The 19,816-nt window shown below is 61.7% G+C and carries 16 protein-coding genes; 14 read left to right on the top strand and 2 right to left on the bottom strand.

What is annotated here, in order from left to right:
- The first annotated feature begins 269 nt into the window (after positions 1-269).
- From edd to DSC91_RS22965, 6 genes are all read left to right on the top strand, one after another.
- Positions 270-2,174 carry a phosphogluconate dehydratase gene (gene edd, locus DSC91_RS22990; protein WP_115781019.1) on the top strand — a complete coding sequence of 635 codons (1,905 nt, stop codon included), beginning with the start codon at positions 270-272 and terminating at the stop codon, positions 2,172-2,174.
- Between the two features lie 26 nt (positions 2,175-2,200).
- Positions 2,201-2,842, top strand: coding sequence for a bifunctional 4-hydroxy-2-oxoglutarate aldolase/2-dehydro-3-deoxy-phosphogluconate aldolase (eda, locus tag DSC91_RS22985; protein ID WP_115781018.1), 642 nt, complete (start codon positions 2,201-2,203; stop codon positions 2,840-2,842).
- A gap of 253 nt (positions 2,843-3,095) precedes the next feature.
- Positions 3,096-4,481 (top strand): GntP family permease, encoded by a 1,386-nt coding sequence (locus DSC91_RS22980; RefSeq protein ID WP_115781017.1) that lies wholly within the window; start codon positions 3,096-3,098, stop codon positions 4,479-4,481.
- 10 nt (positions 4,482-4,491) lie between these two features.
- Positions 4,492-4,995 (top strand): gluconokinase, encoded by a 504-nt coding sequence (locus tag DSC91_RS22975; protein ID WP_115781016.1) that lies wholly within the window; start codon positions 4,492-4,494, stop codon positions 4,993-4,995.
- A 413-nt stretch (positions 4,996-5,408) separates the two neighbouring features.
- Positions 5,409-7,223, top strand: coding sequence for a ShlB/FhaC/HecB family hemolysin secretion/activation protein (locus DSC91_RS22970; protein WP_115781015.1), 1,815 nt, complete (start codon positions 5,409-5,411; stop codon positions 7,221-7,223).
- A gap of 15 nt (positions 7,224-7,238) precedes the next feature.
- Entirely contained in the window at positions 7,239-8,927 is a 1,689-nt protein-coding gene (locus DSC91_RS22965) for a filamentous hemagglutinin N-terminal domain-containing protein (protein WP_115781014.1), read from the top strand.
- Between the two features lie 141 nt (positions 8,928-9,068).
- Here DSC91_RS22965 and purB read toward each other — a convergent pair whose 3' ends face one another.
- The gene (purB, locus tag DSC91_RS22960; RefSeq protein ID WP_115781013.1) at positions 9,069-10,457 is read right to left on the bottom strand and encodes an adenylosuccinate lyase; all 1,389 of its coding nucleotides are present in this window, start codon (positions 10,455-10,457) and stop codon (positions 9,069-9,071) included.
- 130 nt (positions 10,458-10,587) lie between these two features.
- Here purB and DSC91_RS22955 point away from each other — a divergent pair, with 130 nt between their 5' ends.
- The 6 genes from DSC91_RS22955 to DSC91_RS22930 all read left to right on the top strand — a co-directional run bounded on the left by DSC91_RS22955 (position 10,588) and on the right by DSC91_RS22930 (position 16,383).
- On the top strand, positions 10,588-11,550 hold the full coding sequence (locus DSC91_RS22955) for a LysR substrate-binding domain-containing protein (protein WP_115781012.1): 963 nt from the start codon (positions 10,588-10,590) through the stop codon (positions 11,548-11,550).
- A gap of 138 nt (positions 11,551-11,688) precedes the next feature.
- A complete protein-coding gene (locus DSC91_RS22950; RefSeq protein WP_115781011.1) occupies positions 11,689-13,002 on the top strand; it encodes a Glu/Leu/Phe/Val family dehydrogenase in 1,314 nt (437 codons plus the stop codon).
- A 265-nt stretch (positions 13,003-13,267) separates the two neighbouring features.
- Positions 13,268-14,161, top strand: coding sequence for a glutamate/aspartate ABC transporter substrate-binding protein (locus DSC91_RS22945; protein WP_115781010.1), 894 nt, complete (start codon positions 13,268-13,270; stop codon positions 14,159-14,161).
- A gap of 82 nt (positions 14,162-14,243) precedes the next feature.
- Entirely contained in the window at positions 14,244-14,984 is a 741-nt protein-coding gene (locus tag DSC91_RS22940; RefSeq protein ID WP_115781009.1) for an amino acid ABC transporter permease, read from the top strand.
- Positions 14,984-15,661, top strand: coding sequence for a glutamate/aspartate ABC transporter permease GltK (gene gltK, locus DSC91_RS22935; protein ID WP_115781008.1), 678 nt, complete (start codon positions 14,984-14,986; stop codon positions 15,659-15,661). Before DSC91_RS22940 ends, gltK begins: the two co-directional genes overlap by 1 nt.
- On the top strand, positions 15,658-16,383 hold the full coding sequence (locus DSC91_RS22930; protein WP_115781007.1) for an amino acid ABC transporter ATP-binding protein: 726 nt from the start codon (positions 15,658-15,660) through the stop codon (positions 16,381-16,383). The genes gltK and DSC91_RS22930 overlap by 4 nt, the downstream gene beginning before the upstream one ends.
- 286 nt (positions 16,384-16,669) lie before the next feature.
- Here DSC91_RS22930 and DSC91_RS22925 read toward each other — a convergent pair whose 3' ends face one another.
- Positions 16,670-17,608 (bottom strand): class II glutamine amidotransferase, encoded by a 939-nt coding sequence (locus DSC91_RS22925; protein ID WP_115781006.1) that lies wholly within the window; start codon positions 17,606-17,608, stop codon positions 16,670-16,672.
- A gap of 178 nt (positions 17,609-17,786) precedes the next feature.
- On the opposite strand from DSC91_RS22925, the gene pyrC reads away from it, so the two are divergent.
- Both pyrC and DSC91_RS22915 read left to right on the top strand, forming a co-directional pair.
- A complete protein-coding gene (gene pyrC, locus DSC91_RS22920) occupies positions 17,787-18,857 on the top strand; it encodes a dihydroorotase (RefSeq protein ID WP_115781005.1) in 1,071 nt (356 codons plus the stop codon).
- 11 nt (positions 18,858-18,868) lie between these two features.
- Complete coding sequence (locus DSC91_RS22915; RefSeq protein ID WP_115781004.1) at positions 18,869-19,702, top strand: DUF3025 domain-containing protein; 834 nt, start codon at positions 18,869-18,871, stop codon at positions 19,700-19,702.
- The last annotated feature ends 114 nt before the right edge of the window (positions 19,703-19,816 follow it).

Genomic DNA, 19,816 nt, shown 5'->3' with positions numbered 1-19,816 from the left:
ACTATATCTGATTGCCGAATAAGGTACAAAAACTACATATCGCGCTCTAGGTGTAATCCCTAGGTTTTACTGTGAATGCCGCTAAGGCAATGTCAGTAAGGTGATATGACCGTTTCAACGATGTCGCAGTGCAACAGGAATCACCATTGCGATCATGTAGTTTTTCTACTAACATTGCATCGTCGACTGATTCGACATCCCCGCGATACCTACCTGGCACAGTGCGCGCATGCCCGCCCGTCCCTTTAGCCAGCGACGAAGGAGCTCCGATGGTTTCCCCGCATTCGCAATTGTTGAAGGTCACGCAACGCGTGGTCGAGCGCAGCAAGCCCACTCGCGAGGCGTATCTGGCCCGCATTCACCAGGCTCAAGGCAAATTTCCGGCACGCGGCGCGCTCTCCTGTGCCAACCTGGCTCACGGTTTTGCTGGACTCGAAGGCGACGACAAGTTCGCCATCAAGCAGATTCGTCAGCCGAACATCGGTATCGTGTCCTCGTACAACGAAATGCTGTCCGCGCACGCGCCGTACAAAAACTACCCCGACATCATCAAAGCGGCCGCGCGTGAAAACGGCGGCGTCGCGCAATTCGCGGGTGGCGTGCCGGCCATGTGCGACGGCGTCACGCAAGGCAACGCGGGCATGGAACTGTCGTTGTTCTCGCGCGAAGTCATCGCGATGAGTACGGCAGTCGCGCTGACGCACAACATGTTCGACGCGGCGCTGTGCCTCGGCATTTGCGACAAGATCGTGCCGGGCCTGTTGATCGGCGCACTGCAGTTCGGCCATCTGCCAACCATCTTCGTGCCGGCCGGCCCGATGGGCAGCGGCCTCTCGAACGACGACAAAGCCAAGACACGTCAGCTCTTCGCCACCGGCCAGTGCGGTCGCGACGCGCTGCTCGAAGCGGAGGCCGCCGCCTATCACAGCCACGGCACGTGTACGTTCTACGGCACCGCAAACAGCAACCAGATGCTCATGGAAGTCATGGGCCTGCATCTGCCGAGTTCCGCGTTCGTGCATCCGCATACGCCGCTGCGCGACGCGCTGACCGCCCAGGCCGCGCGCCGTGTGCTCGATCTGACGGTGGAGCGCGGCAATTACACGCCGATCGGCCATGTGGTCGACGAGAAGGCGATTGTCAACGGCATCGTCGCGTTGCTGGCAACGGGCGGCTCGACCAATCACACATTGCATCTGGTCGCGATCGCGCGGGCGGCCGGCATCGTGATCGACTGGGACGACTTCGACACGCTGTCGCAAGCCGTGCCGTTGCTGGCCAAGATCTACCCGAACGGCAAGGCCGACGTGAACCACTTCCACGCGGCCGGTGGCGTCGCGTTCCTGGTTCGCAATCTGCTGGAAGGCGGCTTGCTGCATGAAGACGTGAACACGGTCGCCGGCAAGGGACTGCATCACTACACCGAAGAGCCGAAGCTGATCGACGGCAAGCTGCAATGGGTGCCGGGCGCGGAAAAAAGCGAAGACACGGCGGTGCTGCGCGGCATCAAGGAACCGTTCCAGCCAGACGGCGGCTTGCGTCTGATGCAGGGCAAGCTCGGTCGCGGCGTGATCAAGATTTCGGCAGTTGCAGCGCAGCATCGCAAGGTAAGGGCGCCGGCCATCGTGTTCGATTCGCAGGAAGCGGTGCAGGCCGCGTTCGACAACGGCGAACTGAAGCGCGATTTCATCGCTGTGGTGCGCTTCCAGGGCGCCCGCGCAAACGGCATGCCCGAGTTGCATCGTTTGACGCCGTTGCTCGGTGTGTTGCAGGATCAAGGTTTCCACGTTGCACTGGTGACCGACGGCCGCATGTCGGGCGCGTCGGGCAAGGTGCCGGCGGTGATTCATCTGTCGCCGGAAGCGTTGCTGCAAGGTCCGATCGGCAAGGTTCGCACGGGCGACCTGCTGGTGATCGACGCGGACGCGGGCGTGCTCGACATCGAAATCGATGCAACCGAATGGGCCGCGCGGCAGGAAGCGTTGCCGCAGCATCAGGCGGAAAACGAAGTCGGCTTCGGCCGCGAACTGTTCGGCGTGTTCCGTGCGGCGGCAGCGCCCGCGGAGCAGGGCGCTTCGGTGTTCGGTCCGATGGTAGGAGAGCACGCGGCGCAACACGGTAAGCGGGTCAAAGCTCACGCAGAAGAACACTCAAGCACCACTCAAGCCAGCTAAACGCTGCAGAAACTAGGAGTCTGACTATGACAGCGAAAACAGTAAGCGATATCGTGCGCCTCGGCCCGGTGATTCCGGTGCTCGCGTTCGACTCGGTCGAGCAGGGCGAAAACGTATCACGCGCGCTGCACGCTGGCGGTGTGAAAGTGCTGGAAATCACGCTGCGCACGGCAGCCGGACTCGGCGCGATCGAACGCGCGAGCCAGCTGGCTGAAGACATCGTGGTCGGGGTCGGTACGATCACCAAGCCCGAGCATTGTTTTCAGGCGAAGAAAGCGGGCGCGCAATTCGGCGTATCGCCGGGCCTGACGAAAGACATGCACAAGGCCGCGCAGGATGCGGGTTTGCCGCTACTGCCGGGTGTCATGACGCCAAGCGATATCATCGCGGCGCTCGAACTCGGCTACGAAATCGTCAAGTTCTTTCCGGCGCAGCAAGCCGGCGGCATACCGATGCTGCAAGCTTTCTACGGCCCGTTCCCGACGCTGAAATTCTGCCCGACCGGCGGCATCACGTCCGAAAGCGCCATCAATTTCCTCGCACAGCCGAATGTGGTGTGTGTGGGCGGCTCGTGGTTGACGCCGAAAGCGGCCCTGGCCGCGCAAAATTGGGACGAGGTCACGCGTCTGGCGCGTGCCGCCAGCGAGCTGGCCGCGCCCGCTCACTAAACCGCGTTGGCGCACGACACGATAGTTCGCTAGCTTCTATGCAAAGGAGCCTCGTCGAAACAGCCCGTCAGGCTGCCACGGCGAGGCTCCTTTTTCGATATGTGTGCCGGATTCGCGCGCTTTTAGAGACAACAAACAGTAAAATTCAGCGTCCGCGCGGCTTGCCGGGTTTTCAGGCACCGCTTGAGGTCGCCGTGAGACAGGTGCTGGCCGTGTTCAGCACCGACAATCAATAACGCAAAGGAGGCGCTTCATGGAAGCTGTCCACGGCAGCACGCTGCTGGTCTTCGCGGTGATCGCCATCGCACTTCTGATCCTGCTGATCACCCGCTACAAGGTTTATCCGTTCCTCGTCCTGATCATCGTTTCGCTGCTGCTGGGGCTCGTGTCGGGCATGCCGATCGGCACGATCGTCAAATCGTTCGAAACCGGCAACGGCAATACGCTCGGCCACATTGCGATCGTGGTCGGTCTTGGCACGATGCTCGGCAAGATGATGGCCGAATCGGGCGGTGCGGAGCGCATCGCGACCACACTGATCGACAAGTTCGGCGAGAAGAACATTCACTGGGCGATGATGGTGGTGGCGATCATCGTCGGTTTGCCGGTGTTTTTCGAAGTCGGTTTCGTGCTGCTGATTCCGATCGCGTTCAACGTCGCCAAACGCACCAACAAGTCGCTGCTGCTGGTCGGCTTGCCGATGGTCGCGGGCCTGTCCGTCGTGCACGGTCTGATTCCGCCGCATCCGGCCGCGATGCTCGCGGTGCAGGCGTATCACGCCGACATCGGCAAGACGATTGCGTACGGTCTGATCGTCGGTGTGCCGACGGCGGTCGTCGCCGGTCCGCTGTTCGCGCTGCTGATCAGCCGCTACATCAAGCTGCCGAACAACAACCCGCTTGCCGCGCAATTTCTCGGCCACGGCGACGACGCGCAAAATAACGCGAAGAGCGCGGCGCCGAAGCGCGAATTGCCGAGTTTCGGTGTCACGCTGTTCACGATTCTCTTGCCGGTGATCCTGATGCTGATCGGCAGCTGGGCCGACCTCGTCTCCACGCCGAAGACCTTGCCGAACGATCTGCTGCATTTCGTCGGCAATTCGGACGTCGCACTATTGATCGCCGTGCTGGTCAGCTTCTGGACCTTCGGTGCGAGCCGCGGCTTCAATCGCGAGCAGATCCAGAAGTTCTGTGGCGAATGTCTCGCGCCGATCGCGGGTATCACGCTGATCGTTGGCGCGGGTGGCGGTTTTGGGCGCGTGCTGATGGATAGCGGCATTTCGAAGGAAATCGTCACGGTCGCGACGGCCATGCACCTGTCGCCGCTGCTGTTCGGCTGGCTGGTGGCCGCGCTGATTCGTCTGGCCACGGGCTCGGCGACCGTCGCCATGACGACCGCTTGCGGCATCGTCGCACCTATCACGGCCGCCAGCGGCGTGCAGGTTACGCCGGAATTGCTGGTGCTTGCCACCGGTTCGGGTTCGCTGATTTTCTCGCACGTGAACGACGGCGGTTTCTGGCTGATCAAGGAGTACTTCGGTATGACGGTGGGGCAGACCTTCAAGACATGGTCGCTCCTCGAAACCGTCATTTCGCTGATGGGTTTGGGTTTGACTTTCGCGCTCGCGACGGTCGTGTAAGGAGTTTTTGATGATTCTGATCGCAATGGGCGTGTCGGGCGCCGGCAAAACGAGGATTGGCGAAATGCTGGCGGAACGCCTGCACTGCGCGTTCACCGACGGCGACGCGTTTCACAGCGCCGCCAACAAGGAGAAAATGCACCACGGCATTCCGCTCACCGACGAAGACCGTTGGCCGTGGTTGCAAACCATCCGCGCGGCGATCGAAGAGAAGCGGAGGGCGGGCGAGAAAGCGGTGTTCACGTGTTCGTCGCTGAAGCGCTCGTACCGCGATGTTCTGCGCGGTGGGAGCAACGGCGATAAGGACGTGTGCTTCGTCTATCTGAAGGGTTCGTTCGAGATGTTGCGTGAGCGGCTGAGCACGCGTACCGGTCACTTCTTCGATCCATCGTTGCTGCAAAGCCAGCTCGATACGCTCGAAGAGCCGGGCCCGGACGAGGCGATCACGGTGAGCATCGAGTTGTCGCCGGAAGAAATCGTCGACGAGGTGTTGAAGCAGATGGAAGTCCGCTAAGGGTGCTTCTCCGCCCGTATAGATTTTGATGTTCTGTTGTTGATCCGCCTCGCTGCAACGCGAGGTGGATTCTCGTTAAAATTATTTGCCGTCGAGTTTCAATTGCCGGGCAGCGTTCTAGCGCGCCACGGCCGTGTGCCGTCCACGATACTTCTTCATTGACGTGTGCGCCAAAGTTTTGCATGGAAGTCGCGCACATTTGTCTTCCTTCGTTTGAGCCGTCGTCTTGCTGCGACAAACGCGCGCCATTTGCCACACCGTACCGATGCCATTTGACGTCGCTCATGTGGTGGAAATAGGCGAGCGCGTTCTGACATTTCTCAAGCATATTTCCATTCGGATGCCTTACAGTCCGCGCTGATTTTTGCGCTCCTTGGCGCAGTGTTTTGATTAGCGGATGAAATGTACAGGCTGTGAAGACTTCCCCCAAACCGATCGCTTCAACTTGCGTCGGGTTCGATGCGCACGCGCCCGACGCAAAGCGGCTGCGCATATCGACACGCGGCGCCCCGAAGCTGGTATCGATGACCTATGTCGGCGCGCTGCTAGCAAGCACGGCAAGTTCGGCGATCGCATTTGAAGCAGCCGATCCCGCCAACCACGCCATTCTGGACCTGCAGCAACAAAGGCTGCTCGACCAGGCGCGTGAACAGCGTGAAGGTCTCAGTGCGCGTGAGCCCGCGTCGCCTGCCGTGGCGCGGCGCGCAGCGACGCCGCAGACGCTGGACATACTCGGTGCGCAGACCTGCCTGCCAGTAGAAAACGTTGGTTTTAGCGGCGCGGCGCTGCTGCCGGATGGCTTGAAGTATCAAATTGCGCTCAACGCCGCAGGCCGTTGTCTCGACAACGCTGAGCTCACCCATCTGCTCGACGAAGTCAACGACTGGTATGTGCAGCACGGCTACGTCACGAGCCACGCCTGGCTGCCGACGCGAGAAGCCGGAAGCCGCGCACTGGTGATTGCCGCGGTGGAAGGCAAGCTGTCACGCGTGTACTTTGGCGATGGCGATGGCGATGGCGATGGCGATGGCGCGAGCCGTGCCGACAGCGCCGCGCGCATGGCGTTTGCGGGCACGGCTGGCGAACCGCTCAATCTGCGCGATATCGAACAGGGGGTTGACCAGATCGACCGCATCGTGCCTGGCGGCGTGAAGGCGGCCGTGCGCGCGGCGCCGCAGGAAGGCTATTCGGATGTGGTGTTGAGCGGCCAGCCCGTGCGCCTGCTCAACTTCGTTGCCGGCATCGACAATAGCGGTCAAAAAAGTACCGGCCGGCAAAATTTCAACGCCGCGGTGACGGTGAATAACGCCCTTGGCCGGGCGGAGCAATTGGGCGTATCGGCGACAACAACCCCCGCATTGCACGGCGACCGATTTCGCCGAACCTTTGGCGCCTTTGCAACCGTGCCACTTGGCTACTGGAGCTTCGGCTACTCGGGCGCGGCGGGCAGCTTTGCGGTGCCGCTCGACGTCTCCGGCGTGAAGCTTCGCTACCACGGCAGCAGCTTCCAGAACCGCTTCACCGTTACCAGGACGGTCGAGCGCAACGCCGCCCGCAAGATAGACGTGTTTGCGTCATTGTCCAGTTACGTCGGCAACTCGTTCATCGAAGAGTTTCAACTGGAGAACGGCTCGGAGCGGACCAGCACTGCGCAGGTCGGCGTCAACTTCGCGACACGAGTCGGAAGCAGGAGCTACTTCACATTCAGTCCGGCGTTCACGCAGGGCCTGCCGTTTGCCACTCGCGATATGAGCGAGGACGGCGGCCCGTCGGCGGGCTTTCGCAAACTGGCGGCAAGCGCCAGCCTGTACACGCAAATCACGCCGAACGTGGCGTTTCTCTCATCGGCTTACGCGCAGTGGGCGCCTGCCGCACTGTTCAGCAGCGAGCGCATGGTGGTGGGCGGCGACACCTCCGTTCGAGGTTTCCGGGATCAATACCTGTACGCGAATACCGGTGCTTATCTGCGCAACGAAGTCGACTGGAGCGTGCCGCTTCCGTCGCTCGGTACGCGCGTGACGATGACGGCTGCGGTCGACGCGGGCCGCGTCGTCCCGGTAAGCGGCGAACCCAATGCAAGCGGAAACCTGGTCGGTGCCGCAATCGGCGCATCGACCTCCTGGAAAGGCGTTACCGCCTCGCTTTCGGTCGGTGCTCCGTTGTTTGCTCCCAAACGGCTGAACGCTGATCCGATCGTCCTCAACGTCCGGTTGAGTTCTTCTTTTTAACCTTTAGGAATCTTGATGAAACAACATCGTCTCAACGTATTGAATCTGGCAATACTCGCGGCGCTGGGTGCAAGCGGCAGTGCGATCGCCGGCGGCATCGTCAGCGCGGGCGGACAGACTCAGGTCGTCACGCCAGGCAACACGCCGATCGTGAACATTGCGGGCGCCAACTCAGTGGGCGTTTCGCGCAACACATTCAGCAATTTCGACGTCGACAAAAATGGCGTCGTCTTCAACAACCTGACCGCGGCGGGCGTAAGCCGGCTTGCGGGCCAACTCGCCGCCAACGCGAACCTGAAGGGCACGGCCGCCAAGGTAATCGTCGCCGACGTCAACTCGGCACAGTCATCGAAGCTGAACGGCACAATGGAAGTCGCCGGTGCGCCCGCGCATCTGCTGATCGCCAATGCGGCCGGCATCTCCGTGAACGGCGCAACGACCATCAACGCGCCTGTGCTCACGCTCGCGGCAGCCAGCTTCAACCCGCGCGCAGACAGCCCGCTCGCCTTGAGCGTCGATACGAGCCGCGCAACGCCGGCGACGATCCAGATCGACGGCGACGGCCTGAACGTCGGCGCGGGGCAGGTCAACCTGCTGTCACGCGCGACGCTGGTGAACGCCGCGGTCAAGGGCTGGACGATCAATTCGCAAAACGGCACGCAGTTCGACGGCGACGCGGACGGCAACTTCGCGGGCAAGCTGACGTCGAACGCGGCGGGCGTCAAGCCGGTGATTGCGCTCGACGTCTCGGAGTTGGGAGGCATGTACGCGAACAAGATCGTGCTGGAAGGTTCGGAGCATGGTCTGGGAGTGAACAGCGCCGGTAAGATCGTGGCGGGCCGTGGCGGCCTCGCCGTGCAAATGTACGGCTCGGATATCACCCTGCGAGGCAACCATGCGACTGCTGGCGCTGAAGGCCTCACAAGCTTCGTCCGCAGCGCTGAGCATGCTGGACCTGACGAGGCGCAATATTTCACGGCGAAGAAACAGGAAGCTGCCGCTGAGCGTGTCAAGGCAAACGAATATATCAACTATTCGCCCGCAGACGATGCAAGTCTGTCCGATAGCAGCAAGATTGCGTTGATCAACGACATCGCATGGCGCGTCAGCGACGCTGGACGCGCGGCAGCGGAAGACGCGGCGCGCGTGGACCAGCAGCAGAAACAGGGGGAAGCGGATCGCCTGGCTTGGGAAGCCCAGCAGGAGCGTCTGGCGAAGGAACAAGCGGCCCGTGAGGCTCAGAACGAAGCGGGTCGCCAGGCTTGGGAAGCCAACCAGCAGGCCGAGCAGCAGCGTGCGGAAGAAGCGCGGGCCGCAGCAGATGCGGCGCAGCGAGCCGAGGTGGAGCGTTTCGTCAACGAACAAGCGGCCCAACGAGCCGCCCGTCAGGCCCAGATCGAAGCGGATCACCGGGCGTGGGAGGCCAACCAGCAAGCCGAGCAACAGCGTCTGGCGAACGAGGAAGCAGCCCGTCAGGCCCAGATGGAGGCGGACTACAAGGCTTGGCTGGCCAACCAGCAAGTTGAGCAGCAGCGTGCGGAAGAAGCGAGAGCAGCAGCGCGGGCGGCGCAGCAAGCCGAGCAACAGCGTCGGGAGAACGAGCAAGCGGCCCTTAAGGCGTGGCAAGCCGCTCAGGGCCAGCAGCAGGCCAACTATGCACCCCAGGCGCAGCAGTACATGGTATCGGCGCGCTACACCTACTAAGTTGACGCACGTCCGAAGCTTCGATCATTGAAGCTTCGGTCCGTACCGGACGCAATAAAAAGGGCTCGCGCAAGCGAGCCCTTCCAGTTCGCACCGCCTGTTGTTCAGCCGGACAGCGCCGATAATACAGACGTCATTGCATCAGGCAATCCGCCTGGCCAGTTCGACCGCCTTGCCGATGTACGAACCCGGGGTCATCGCGAGCAGGCGATCTTTCGCGTCCTGCGGAATCGCCAGACCATTGACGAACGTTTGCAGCGCTTCGCGCGTGATGCCTTTACCGCGTGTCAGTTCCTTGAGCTGCTCGTACGGATTCTCAATGCCGTAACGGCGCATCACCGTTTGCACCGGCTCGGCCAGCACTTCCCAGCAGTTGTCGAGGTCTTCGTTCAGACGTTGTGCGTTCACCTCGAGCTTATCCAGACCGCGAATCAGCGAGTCGTACGCGAGCAGCGAGTAACCGAACGCGACGCCGATATTGCGCAGCACCGTCGAGTCAGTCAGGTCGCGCTGCCAGCGCGACACCGGCAGCTTGTCGGCGAGGTGGCGCAGCGTGGCGTTCGCGAGGCCGAGGTTGCCTTCCGAGTTTTCGAAGTCGATCGGGTTGACCTTGTGCGGCATGGTCGACGAACCGATTTCCCCCGCCTTGGTGCGTTGCTTGAAGTAGCCGACCGAGATGTAGCCCCACACGTCGCGGTCCAGATCCAGCAGGATGGTATTGGCGCGCGATACCGCGTCGAACAGTTCAGCCATGTAATCGTGCGGCTCGATCTGGATCGTATACGGATTGAACGTGAGTTTCAGGCGCTGTTCGACCACTTCGCGCGAGAACGCTTCCCAGTCGAACTCCGGATACGCGGACAGATGCGCGTTGAAGTTGCCGACCGCGCCGTTCATCTTGCCCAGCAGTTCGACCTTGGCGATACGGTCGATGGCGCGTTCCAGGCGTGCCGCGACGTTCGCGAGTTCCTTGCCGAGGGTGGTCGGGCTGGCCGGCTGGCCGTGCGTGCGCGACAGCATGGGCTGCTCGGCGTGCGCGTGGGCCAGAGCGACGAGACGCTGATGCACCGAGCGCAGCGCCGGCAGAATGACGTGCTCACGGGCGCCCGCGAGCATCAGGCCGTGCGAGGTGTTGTTGATGTCTTCCGACGTGCAGGCGAAGTGAATGAATTCGCTCGCGCGTTCCAGCTCTTCCTGACCCTTCACCGATTCTTTCAGCCAGTACTCGACCGCCTTCACGTCGTGATTCGTCACACGCTCGATGTCCTTGATGCGTGCGGCGTCGTGTGCGGTGAAGCGCTCGGCCAGCTGCAGCAGGAATTGTTCGGACGCTTCGGAAAAGCGCGGCACTTCGGCGAAACCGGCATGCGAGAGCGCGATCAGCCAGTGAATTTCAACCGTCACGCGATTGCGCATGAAAGCGGCTTCCGAGAGCCAGTCGCGCAAGGCTTCGGTTTTCGAGGCGTAGCGGCCGTCGAGCGGGGAGAGCGCGTTCAGCGCGAACAGGGTGTCGGGGCGGGTGTCGGACATGATGGGGGCGTGAGCGCTCAGGGAGCGGATCGGGAACGGAGGGAATCGCGGATTTTACCACTCAACCCCGGCGCCTTAGCCGCGCCGCTAGAATGCTGACTTCCTCACTCCCGCTGGCAGCAGGCTCCGCATGGAACTGAAATGGCTCGAAGACTTCGTTTCGCTCGCGGAAACGCGTAGTTTCAGCCGCTCGGCCGAATCGCGTCATGTCACGCAGCCGGCGTTTTCTCGAAGGATTCAGGCGCTGGAGGCGTGGCTGGGCACGGAACTGATCGATCGTTCGGTTTACCCGACACGGCTGACGGCGGCAGGCCAGGTGTTCTACGAGCAGGCGCTCACCATGCTGTCGCAGTTCCACGAGGCGCGCGCTTTGCTGCGCGGGCACACGGCGACGCCGCAGGCCACCATCGAGTTCGCGGTGCCGCACACCCTGTCGCTCACCTACTTCCCGCGCTGGCTGCAGCGGTTCGAAGCGCAAATGGGACCGATCCACACCCGGTTGCGGGCGTTGAACGTGCACGACGCGGCTTTGGCGCTGGTGGAGGGCGGCTGCGATCTGATGATGGCCTATCACCATCCGAGCCATCCAATCGCACTCGATCCGGCGCGCTACGACATGCTCGCGCTCGGCAACGAGCCGCTCAGTCCGTTCTCGGCGCCGGGCCGTGCCGGCCGGGCGCGTCACACGTTGCCGGGCAGCGCCGAGGCGCCCACTCCCTATTTGTCCTACACGCCGAACGCGTATCTGGGCCGCATGACCGAGGTGATCCTCGCCAACGCACCGGAGCGTCTGTATCTCGACCGCTTGTACGAAACGGATATGGCCGAGGGACTCAAGGCCATGGCGCTGGCCGGCCACGGCATTGCTTTCCTGCCGCACAGCGCGGTGGAAGACGCAGTCGCCGAAGGCAAGCTGATCCGGCTCGATCGCGCGATCCGCGGCACGCCCGAAGGGCAACTCACGCTGACCATGGAGATCAGGCTCTATCGTGACAAGCTTGCGGCGAAGAGTGACGATGCACGGCAGATGCTCGTGCGGCAACTGTGGGACGTGGTGTCGGAGGAGTTGGCCCAACGCGCGGGCGCTGCCTGAGAACCTGCCTCCCGGCGACGCGAATTTGCGGCTTCTTGATGGTTATGCAATAAAAACATAATCGGATAAGGAAACGGCATTGGATTTCAAAACAGCGTTTTTCGACAATGCTGTCACTTGATCAACGCCGGAGCGTTCATGTCATCCCAGCAACAAGCCGCACAATCCGCATCAATGTTGCAGTCTGTTCCTTCCTACCTGAACAAAGACGACCTCGGCCCCTGGGGCAACTACCTGCGCCAGGTCGACCGCGTCGCGCCGTACCTCGGCTCGCTGTCCCGCTGGCTCGAAACCCTGAAGCGCCCGAAGCGCATTCTGGTCGTCGACGTGCCTATCGAGCTCGATAACGGCACGGTCGCGCACTTCGAAGGCTATCGCGTGCAGCACAACGTGTCGCGCGGTCCAGGTAAGGGCGGCGTGCGTTACCACCAGGACGTGACGCTCTCGGAAGTGATGGCGTTGTCGGCGTGGATGTCGGTGAAGAATGCTGCTGTGAACGTGCCGTACGGCGGTGCGAAGGGCGGTATCCGCGTCGATCCGCGCACGCTGTCGCGTGGCGAGCTGGAGCGCGTGACGCGCCGCTACACGAGCGAAATCGGCATCATCATCGGACCGAACACCGACATCCCCGCGCCGGACGTGAATACGAACGAGCAGATCATGGCGTGGATGATGGACACGTACTCGATGAACCAGGGCCAAACGGCCACGGGCGTCGTGACGGGCAAGCCGATCACGCTGGGTGGTTCGCTGGGCCGCCGCGAAGCGACCGGCCGCGGCGTGTTCGTCGTGGCTTCCGAAGCCGCACGCCGTATCGGCGTCGACATCGAAGGCGCACGGATTGCCGTGCAAGGCTTCGGTAACGTGGGCGGTATCGCTGCGCGTCTGTTCCAGGAAGCCGGCTCGACACTGGTCGCGGTGCAAGACCATACCGGCTCGCTCTACAAGTCGACCGGTATCGATGCGGTCGCGCTGCTGGATCACGTTGCGAAGACGGGCGGCGTGGGCGGTTTCCCGGAAGCCGATGCAGTCACGAACGAAGAATTCTGGACCGTCGAATCGGACATCCTGATTCCGGCCGCGCTGGAAAACCAGATCACCGAAAAGAACGCCGGCAAGATCAGGACGAAGATCGTCGTGGAAGGCGCCAACGGCCCGACCACCACGGCAGCGGACGACATTCTGCACGACCGCGGCATCCTCGTGATTCCGGACGTCGTGGCCAACGCCGGCGGCGTGACGGTGTCGTACTTCGAGTGGGTGCAGGACTTCTCGAGCTTCTTCTGGACCGAAGACGAGATCAACCAGCGTCTCGAACGCGTCATGCGCGAAGCGTTTGCTGCCGTGTGGCAAGTGTCGAGCGAACAGAAGGTCTCCGTGCGGACCGCGGCGTTTATCGTCGCCTGTAAGCGGATCCTCGAAGCGCGTGAACTGCGCGGCCTGTATCCCTGATCGATCGGCACGAAACGGCGGTCCGCCACCTCGCGGGCCGCTGTGAATCCTTGCTTTGACGTGGTTCACAAGACCGCGTGTTTCACCCGGCGGGCGGCATCTTATCGATGCCGCCCGCCTTTGCGTGTCCGCTGTGTTTGCATCGCCGGATTAAGGTGTTGTAATCCCGTAGCGGCGCGCGTACGCAACAAACATGGTTTGTAGCAATACTTTCAGAATAATTACTTTGCTAAACTGGCGCCGGTTCTTGCCAAGGAGATCACACATGAAGGTTAAAAAAGCTGCGCTGCTGCTCGCGACTCTCGGACTGTTTACGGTTGGCGCGCATGCGCAAGACGCCGGTACACTGAAAAAGATCAAGGACACGGGCGTCATTTCGCTGGGCCACCGCGAATCGTCGATCCCGTTTTCGTATTACGACGACAAGCAGAATGTCATCGGCTACTCGCAGGAATTCGCGCTGAAGGTCGTCGAGGCGGTCAAGCAGAAGCTGAACATGCCTAACCTGAAGGTCAAGCTGACGCCTGTCACGTCGCAAAACCGTATTCCGCTGGTGCAGAACGGCACGGTCGACATGGAATGCGGTTCCACCACGAATAACGCCGAACGCCAGCAACAGGCTTCGTTCTCGAACACGATCTTCGTGATCGGCACGCGCCTGATGACCAAGAAAGACTCCGGTATCAAGGACTTCGCCGACCTGAAGGGCAAGACCGTCGTCACGACGGCCGGCACCACCTCCGAGCGCCTGCTTCGCAAGATGAACCAGGACAAGAGCATGGGCATGAACATCATCAGCGCGAAGGACCACGGCGAGTCGTTCCTGACGCTCTCCACGGGTCGCGCCGCTGCGTTCATGATGGACGACGCGCTGCTGGCAGGCGAGCGCGCCAAGTCGAACAACCCGGGCGACTTCGTGATCGTCGGCGCGCCGCAATCGCATGAAGCGTACGGCTGCATGATTCGCAAGAACGATCCGGAATTCAAGAAGGTCGTCGACGACGCGATCGCGAAGGTCGAAACCTCGGGCGAAGCCGATCAGATCTACAAGAAGTGGTTCGAATCGCCGATTCCGCCGAAGGGCCTGAACCTGAACTTCCCGGAAAGCGACGACATCAAGGCGCTCTACAAGAGCCCGAATGACAAGGCTATCGACTAAACCTTAGCTGTTTTTTTGAAACGCTGAACGAAACGGAAGGGGCCGCGCGCTTCTTCCGTTTCTTTTTGCTGGAGTCTTGGCCATGTCATATCACTGGAACTGGGGCATTCTGCTGAGTCCGGTCTCCACCGGCGAGCCGACCACTTATCTGGGCTGGTTGCTGTCCGGCTTCTGGGTGACGATTACCGTGTCGTTGTCGGCTTGGGTGATCGCGCTAATCGTCGGTTCGTTATTCGGCGTGCTGCGCACAGTGCCGAACAAGTGGGCGTCGGGCATCGGCACGCTCTATGTCGCGATTTTCCGCAACATTCCGCTGATCGTGCAGTTCTTCATCTGGTATCTGGTGATACCGGAATTGCTGCCGGTGTCGATCGGTACCTGGTATAAGCAACTGCCGCCGAGTGCGCAGTTCTTCTCGTCGTCGATCGTCTGTCTCGGGCTGTTCACAGCCGCACGCGTGTGCGAGCAGGTGCGCTCGGGCATCAACGCGCTGCCGAAGGGCCAGCGCGCCGCCGGTCTGGCAATGGGTTTCACGCAATGGCAGACGTATCGCTACGTGCTGCTGCCGGTGGCTTACCGGATCATCGTACCGCCGCTCACGTCCGAGTTTCTGAACATCTTCAAGAACTCGGCGGTCGCGTCGACCATCGGTCTGCTGGATCTGTCGGCCCAGGCGCGCCAACTGGTCGACTACACGTCGCAGACGTATGAGTCGTTCATCGCGGTCACGCTGGCTTACGTGCTGATCAATCTGATCGTGATGCAACTGATGCGCTGGGTCGAACACAAGACCCGGCTGCCCGGCTATATCGGAGGTAAGTGATGCATCATTTCGACTGGAGCGGTATTCCGGGCGCACTGCCTACGCTGTGGACCGGCGCTATCGTCACCCTCAAGATCACGCTGATCGCGATCGTGATCGGCATTGTCTGGGGCACGATTCTCGCGATCATGCGGCTGTCGCCGTTCAAGCCGTTCGAATGGTTCGCGAAGGGCTACGTCACGATCTTCCGTTCGATCCCGCTGGTGATGGTCCTGCTGTGGTTCTTCCTGATCGTGCCGCAGGTGCTGCAGAACGTGCTGGGCTTGTCGCCGGATATCGACATCCGGCTGGCGTCGGCAATGGTCGCTTTCTCGCTGTTCGAGGCCGCGTACTATTCGGAAATTATCCGTGCGGGCATTCAGGCCGTGCCACGCGGGCAGGTCAATGCCGCGTTTGCGCTCGGCATGAGCTACCCGCAGGCAATGCGCCTCATCGTGCTGCCGCAGGCATTCCGCGCGATGGTGCCGCTGCTGCTTACGCAAGGTATCGTGCTGTTTCAGGATACGTCGCTCGTCTACGTGATCAGCCTTGCCGACTTCTTCCGCACCGCCACGAATATTGGCGACCGTGACGGGACGAATGTCGAGATGGTACTGTTCGCGGGAGCATGTTATTTCGTGATCTGCGTGATCGCGTCGAGCCTCGTCAAAGGTCTTCAGAAAAAGGTCGCAAGATGATCTCTATCAAGAATGTTTCGAAGTGGTATGGCCAGTTCCAGGTGCTGACCGACTGCACGACGGAAGTCAAAAAAGGTGAAGTGGTGGTGGTGTGCGGGCCGTCGGGTTCGGGCAAGTCCACGCTGATCAAGACGGTCAACGGCCTCGAGCCGTTCCAGAAGGGCGAGATCGTGATCAACGGCCAATCGCTGACCGACAAGAAAACCAATCTGTCGAAGCTGCGTGCCAAGGTCGGGATGGTGTTCCAGCACTTCGAGCTGTTCCCGCATCTGTCGATCGTCGAAAATCTCACGCTTGCACAAGTCAAGGTGCTCGGTCGCTCGAAAGACGAAGCCACGGCGAAGGGGCTGAAGCTGCTCGATCGCGTCGGTCTGCGTGCGCATGCGGATAAGTTTCCGGGGCAGTTGTCGGGCGGTCAGCAGCAGCGTGTGGCGATTGCGCGCGCGCTGTCGATGGACCCGATCGCGATGCTGTTCGACGAGCCGACTTCCGCGCTCGACCCGGAAATGATCAACGAAGTGCTCGACGTGATGGTCGAGCTCGCGCAGGAAGGCATGACGATGATGTGCGTCACGCATGAAATGGGCTTTGCCAAGAAGGTTGCGCACCGCGTGATCTTTATGGACAAGGGCCTGATCGTGGAAGACGACAGGAAGGAAGACTTCTTCGCGAATCCGAAGTCGGATCGCGCGAAGGACTTTCTGGCGAAGATCCTGCACTGAGGTCTTTGTCTGGCCACGCTGCTTTTATGGCGTGGTTTGGGCAAGGCGAAAAAAAAGCCGCTTCGAAAGAAGCGGCTTTTTTTATTTCTGATAACTCGTCCTGAAGCGCGTTGACACTTTGCCAGCCTTCGAAGGAGAGTCAAAAGGAATCAGGGATAAAGCGCACCCAGGCGGACGTATGTGACGCGTTCCGGCCTTTGTGACGATGGGCGCGGGTCAGGCATTCTGGTGCTCGCGAATGGCGGCTTGAGCCAGGTGTTCCGACTCCAGTGAGCGCATTCGCAAATCAGGATTCGAAAGCGGCGGTATCGTCCGCAGCTTCGAGGTCGACGTCGGCATTGACTTCGGCCGTGGCCACCGCCCCAGCCGAAGCCGCGATCGTGGTTGCGGAAGCCGACGCGTCCAACGCCGGATTGCGCAGCTTTTCCAGCACGGAGGCCGGCACCGGCACGTTGACGCGGCCGATCACTTCGCCGTGCTGGAACATCATCAGGTCGCCCGGTTTGAAGGCGGTCCACACTTCGTTGTCGGTGAGCGGCTTGGTTGCGATCACGGCGACGCGGTCTTCCGGCGTCGTGTATTTGGCGAAGTCGATCGACACGTCCGCATCGACCAGATGCGCGGTCGAGAACGGCCAGCGCCGCACGATGTAGTGCAGATGCGTCGAGCAATGCGCGAACAGCGCCTGGCCGTTCGACATCAGGAAATTGAATACGCCGAACTGCGTGATTTCGCGCGTGAGGGTTTCGAGCGCGGCGAACAATTCCTCGAGCGGCGGCTGCGTGCCCGGGAAAGCCTTGCGCAAACCTTGCAGCAACGCGCAGAAAGCGAGCTCGCTATCCGTCGTGCCGACAGGTTGATAGACCCCGTTGAGCGCCGGTGAATAATCTTTCAGGTCGCCGTTGTGCGCGAAGATCCAGTGGCGCCCCCACAGTTCGCGCATGAACGGATGGCAGTTCTCGAGCAGAATGTGCCCTTGCGTCGCCTTGCGAATATGCGCGATCGTGTTCTTCGACTTGATCGGGTAGCGCTTGACCATTTCCGCAATCGGCGAGGTGGCCGACGATTGATGGTCGATGAACAGGCGGCAGGCTTTGTCTTCGAAGAAGGCGATGCCCCAGCCGTCGGCATGGTGATCGGTGACGCCGCCGCGCGCCGCAAAGCCGGTGAACGAGAACGTGACGTCCGTCGGCGCGGCGCAGTTCATTCCGAGAAGTTGGCACATGTTGCGGGTAAGCCTGTGAACGGGGCAAGCCGTTACAATGATGATTTTCCAAGCATATCACCGAGCCAAAGGCGCCAAATAGCAAAATTGACGTGTGTTTAGGCCGCAACGGCACGAATTGCCGCGGCGTGCCCACGTCAATCACGCTTTTATCGCCGAATCTCGTTCTCCTCTCGCCATGACCGCTTCCAACGCCCCCCTCGATTCCATCGACACCGTTACGCTCGCCCGCCCGGACGACTGGCACCTGCACGTTCGCGACGGCGAGATGCTCGCGGCCGTGCTGCCGGATACCGCGCGCCAGTTTGGCCGCGCGATCATCATGCCGAACCTGAAGCCGCCGGTCACCACGACCGCGATGGCGCAGGCGTACCGCGAGCGCATCGTCGCCGCGATCCCGGCCGGGGCGAAGTTCGAGCCGCTGATGACGCTGTACCTGACCGACAACACGCCGCCGGACGAGATCCGCCGCGCGCGCGAAAGCGGCTTCGTGCATGGCGTGAAACTGTATCCGGCGGGAGCGACGACCAACTCGGACGCCGGCGTCACCGACATCATGAAGTGCGCCAAAACGCTCGAAGTGATGCAGGAAACCGGCATGCCGCTGCTGGTGCACGGCGAAGTGACGGATTCGTCGATCGACCTGTTCGACCGCGAGAAAGTATTCATCGACCGCGTGATGACGCCGCTGCGCCGCGAATTTCCGGCGCTCAAGGTGGTGTTCGAGCACATCACCACGAAAGATGCGGTCGACTACATTCGCGAAGCCGGCGTGGCGCCGGGGCTGCTGGGCGCGACGGTTACCGCGCACCATCTGCTGTACAACCGCAACGCGATCTTCCAGGGAGGCATTCGCCCGCATTACTACTGCCTGCCGGTGTTGAAGCGCGAGACGCATCGCGTGGCGCTGGTCGAGGCGGCGACCTCGGGTAATCCGCGCTTTTTCCTCGGCACGGATAGCGCGCCGCATCCGAAGGGCCTGAAGGAACACGCGTGCGGCTGCGCGGGTTGCTACACGGCGCTGCATGCGCTTGAACTCTATACGGAAGCGTTCGACAAGGCTGGCGCGCTGGACAAGCTCGAAGGCTTCGCCAGCTTCTTCGGCGCGGATTTCTACGGCCTGCCGCGCAGCGAAGAGAAGGTCACGCTGCGTCGCGAGGAATGGACGCTGCCCGCCGAATTGCCGGTCGGCGACACACCTGTTGTGCCGCTGCGTGGCGGCGAGTCGATTGGCTGGCGCCTCGTCTGAGGCCGCGTTAGATGCAGGTGCAAGAGGCGCCGGGCGTGGGCTCCGGTTTCGCCGATATCGACTGGTCGACGCCGTGGTTCACGCAGTTCGCGGCGCGCGGCGAGCGCTGGCAGCAGGCCGCGCTTCAAAGCCATGCGGCGTTGCTCGCCGAGATGAATGCGGATGCGCTCGCCATGCGGCAACGTACCGGCCGCAGCCAGCGTCTCGCGTTCATCGCGCAGGATGATCTGCCGCCCGGCGCGGCTTACGAGGCGCATATCGCGTCGACCGGCTGCGTGCCGACGCGCCACAACCTGCATGACTTCTTCAACGGGTCGATGTGGTTTGCGTTTCCGCGTATCAAGGCGGCGCTGAATGCGCGGCAGTCGGCGGCGATCGACGTGTTAGGCGTCGGCCCGACCCGCGGCGGCGTTCGCGACACGCTGACCTTGTTCGACGAAAACGCGCTGCTGTTCGCCTGTGCCGATCCGGCATTGAGCGCGGCGTTGCGCGGATTTGACTGGCAGACGCTGCTGGTTGCTCAGCGTGATGCCTGGGGGGCGCGCTGCGAAGTGCGCTGCTTCGGACACGCGTTGCTGGAAAAGCTGATCGCGCCGTTCAAGGCTTGCACGGGCCACGCCTGGATCGTCGACGTGCCGTCTGAGTACTTCGAATGGGGCGCCGCGACGCGCGATGCATGGCTCGACGAGTCTGTCAGCACGGCGCTTTTGGGCACCGAAGCATTGACGAGCCGCATGTTCGCGCCGCTTCCCGTACTGGGAATTCCGGGGTGGTGGCCCGAGAACGAAGCGCCGGCGTTTTACGAGGATGCCTCGGTATTTCGAGCAGGACGCCGCACGCGGTAGGGCTTGTCGGTCCACGTGAAATTGCCTGAAAGTGGCTGCATTGGGGGCGTGCACGCGACAAGCTTTCCCAGTCCTGACGTTGTTCAGCGGCGTCGGTAAATGGCCAGGCACACA

It is taken from the genome of Paraburkholderia caffeinilytica (assembly GCF_003368325.1).
Classification (GTDB): domain Bacteria; phylum Pseudomonadota; class Gammaproteobacteria; order Burkholderiales; family Burkholderiaceae; genus Paraburkholderia; species Paraburkholderia caffeinilytica.
Note: the sequence above shows the minus strand (reverse complement) of the source record. Positions and strands in the feature narration are given on the sequence as shown.